We start from the raw sequence: 3,376 nt of genomic DNA, 5'->3' as shown, positions 1-3,376 counted from the left end.
GTCTTCCTGTGTCGCCTTGCGGTGTTTCAGCCGGTCGTCGACGGCGTAACGCACGCGGCCGCCCAGGAAGGCCGACGATTCCCCAAGCAGCTGCTCCAGCGTCTCGCGCGAGCAACGGTCGATCAGGATCTCAGCGGCTTTGTTCTGCCGCGCCGCGTACAGCTGGCGAAGCATCTCGGCCAGGGCATGCAGGCAGCTCATGCCGCCCACCCTTGCGTCGACCTCGGCCCGCGCGCGTGAGGCGCGTGGCTTCGGTGCGCGGTACTCGGGTGTGCATGACAGATCATGGTCGGGATACATGGCGCGCCTCGCTGGCCGTATGCATGAAAGAGAGACGTCCGTGTCCGTTGCGATGTCCGATACATTCCTTTGCGCCCCACCGCTGGGCTGACGAGTCCCGGTTCATTTCGTAGCCGAAGCCTGGCCGGTACGGGGATCGAAACGCTGGTCATAGAGCTTGTCGCCGAAGGACTGGGCTGCGTTTTCAAGCTTTACCCGCGATTTCGCCGCGAACGGCTGGCGCGAGCTGACGATGTCGGTCGTATCGATGTTTTCGTACGCGGCGATCACTTCCTTGCCGACCTGGTACATCTGCACATTGCGCGCGGTGCAGGCATCCACCTGCCCTTTCGACAGATCCAGCTCCTTGGCCAGGCGTGCACGCTCGGCTTCCGCCGTGCGCGACGCTAGTGCCTGCGCATCGGCATCCGCTTTGCCTCGCTGCAGGTTCGCCTCGGCTGCCTCGCGGCGCTGGCGTTCGGCCGCCAATTCACGCGTGGCCTCCGGGGATACCGCGGGGGCCGCCTTGGTCGCATGCGCCGCTGCAGCTTCCTGCTTCGCGGCGTCGCGCTCCTTTTCGAGCGCAGCCTTTTCTGCCGCCCATTGCGATTGCTGCGCCTGCAGGTCCTGCAGTTGCGTGCGCGTTTCCCGCAGCTGGTCGCGCATGCGGCTTTCCAGGCTGGCGGTTTGTGCCTGTGCCGCGGGGAACACGGCAAGCAGGACCAGCGCGATGAGGGTGCGTTTCATATCGCCTCCTTAGAACCGGGCATTCATGTCGAGCTGGAACACGTCGATCGAGAGCGGCGGACCGAACACTTCCTTGGCGTTGAAGTAGCGAAGGCTGAGCCACGCGTTCTTCGAGACACCGTAGCTACCGGTGAGGATGAACCCCTTCGCATTCGTGCCCCCAAGGTGGAAGTCGGCATCAGCGAGGCCATCCAACGTGGCGTCGGGCTGGAGGTACTTGTAGGCCAGGCTCACGTTCCAGTCCCTGGAGGCACGCGGAATCACGTCGCCGAGGGTGGCGCGCAGCATCCAGCCGATCGGGCCGCTTTTGTAAGTGTTCTCGCTGAAGTCGCCTGCACCGAAGTTATTGACAAGGCGATTCAGGCCGACATCCGGGCGGAAGGCATCCGCGCGGTGGTAGGCCATGTTGCGGATGTAGTCGGCTTCGATGCGCAGCGGCGTATCGGCCACCTTGGTGTCGAGCTGGGCATTGGCATCCGCCACGTGGTAGTCGTACACCAGACCGACGTATTGCGGCTGCGCGTAGCTGGAAGGCGAGTTGGGATCCGGCACGATGTCGCGGATCAGGAACAGCGAGTTGCCCTTCTGCATGAAGGCCGAGCGGCTCGAGTCCGTATCGCAGGCGGTCACACCGAGATAGATCGAGCATGGCGAGGAAAGCTGCCCCCCCATGTGGTCGAAGCGGTAATAGGCCAGCGCGGCCTTCAGCTGCGTATCCTCGTTGAACTTCCAGCTGGCACCGAGCTGAGCGCCGGTCATCCACTTGTCGCGACTGGGACTCTTCACACCCTCCTGCGTCGGGAAGTCATCGGCCTGGTATTCGATCGGGAACATGCCGACGTTGGCGAAGGTGCTGAGCTGGTCGGACATCGGCACGTTGAACTTGCCGACGATGCCGTCGAAGTTCAGGTCGTTCGAGTAGACCAGGTCTGTGCTCATGAACGGGTTGGGCATGCGGCCGCCGACCACCTGCGCCCAGTCCGTCGGTTTCCATGCCAGCCAGGCCTGATCGAGCCAGATATTCTTCTTCGACAGTCCGCCACCCAGGGTCCCTGTCGTGGACACAGGGTTGTTGTCGTCGCCCGAAGCGATGCGAATTCCGCCCGTCACCCCTTCACCCAGGTCCAGGTTCACACCTAGACGCGCGCGAATGCGCAGCGAATTGGTACGGTTTTCAAGCGTATTCAGCAGCGGCGGTGGGTTCGCGCCGTTGAGGTCGTACGGACCGGTGCGATTGAGCTGGGCGAAGTTCACGACGGGCGAGGCGTTGCCCTTGTCGTAGTAATGGAACTCGTCACGCACGCGCATGTCGCCAGCCCAACTGATGCGGTCGAGCCACTCGGGCAGCTTGCCCGGCTCGGCCCAATGCTCGGTCCTGGCCTGGGCGACCACTTCCTGGCGGAGCTCGTCCTTGATCTGGTTGCGCACCACTTCCGGCACATAAGTGACGCGCACCTGGCCGGGCGTGGCCGGCGCGGCGTTGGCGGTGCCGGCGAGCTTCTGTGCCTGCGCGGCTTCGGCATTGGCCTGGGCGATAAGACCGTCGGCGTCCGACTGGGTGAGCACGCCGCGCTTCACCAGCAGGCGCACGAGGTTGATGGTGGCATTATCCGACGCGGCACTCTGCGCCTGAGCGGCGCCCGCGCAGAGCGACAGCCCGATGGCGAGGGCCAGCATGGCTCGCGCGGGTCGATGGCGGGCCTTTCCGATGGTCATGCGAACTCTCCGGGGTTCCAAAGCGTGTGTTTCAAAGGGGGTTGGCTTGGCGGGCGTCATACGGGGCGCTTCCCGCGGATGGCCACGCGCACGGGGAAGTGCAGCGTCGCCGGCGGCGCCACGTCGATGCGCGGCATCGCGCGCACGGCTTCGAGCAGGGCTTCGTCGGTCTTGGCGTTGCCGCTGCCGTTGACGATCTCGGCGCGGGTCAGCTTGCCGTCGGCGTCCAGCCAGACATCCGCATGGACGTCGAAAGCCAGGCGGTTGACGCGGTCGTCGCGCTGCACGGCCTGCTGGATGGCATAACCGAGGTACTGGCCGTAGCTGCCGGTGCCCGTGCCGTTGCCGCCACCGGAACCGACCATGCCGCCGCCGTCGCCTGCGCCGATGTTGAAGTTGTCGCTACCGGCCTGGGCGTCGCCGTTGATGGTGACGCTCTTGGGCGCGTCGTTGCTGGGCTTGGGCGCATCCGTCGGCTTCTGCGGGATGTCCTGCGGCTTGTCGATCGGCTTGATGTCGTCCTCGACCTTCTTCGGCTCCGGCGGCTTTTCCTTCGGCGGCGGAGGCGGTGGCGGCAACGGTGTGATCGTGGCGATGCGCGGCGCCTCGCGACGCACGCCAACACTGCTACCGG

At 65.2% G+C, this 3,376-nt stretch carries 4 protein-coding genes; all 4 read right to left on the bottom strand.

Annotated features, from left to right (window positions below; translation table 11 throughout):
• A partial coding sequence (locus AC1DT2_RS18620; protein ID WP_477297962.1) for a hypothetical protein occupies positions 1-300 on the bottom strand: 300 nt, incomplete at its 3' end.
• Positions 301-402: 102 nt separating this feature from the next.
• Positions 403-1,026, bottom strand: coding sequence for a hypothetical protein (locus AC1DT2_RS18615; protein ID WP_477297961.1), 624 nt, complete (start codon positions 1,024-1,026; stop codon positions 403-405).
• A gap of 9 nt (positions 1,027-1,035) precedes the next feature.
• Complete coding sequence (locus tag AC1DT2_RS18610; protein WP_477297960.1) at positions 1,036-2,742, bottom strand: putative porin; 1,707 nt, start codon at positions 2,740-2,742, stop codon at positions 1,036-1,038.
• Positions 2,743-2,798: 56 nt separating this feature from the next.
• Positions 2,799-3,376, bottom strand: a 578-nt coding sequence (locus AC1DT2_RS18605; protein ID WP_477297959.1) for an energy transducer TonB family protein, incomplete at its 5' end; no start/stop codon positions are given.

The sequence above is a fragment of the Luteibacter sp. P4_E6 genome (genome assembly GCF_056401535.1).
This window is presented reverse-complemented; position numbering and strand designations above follow the sequence as displayed.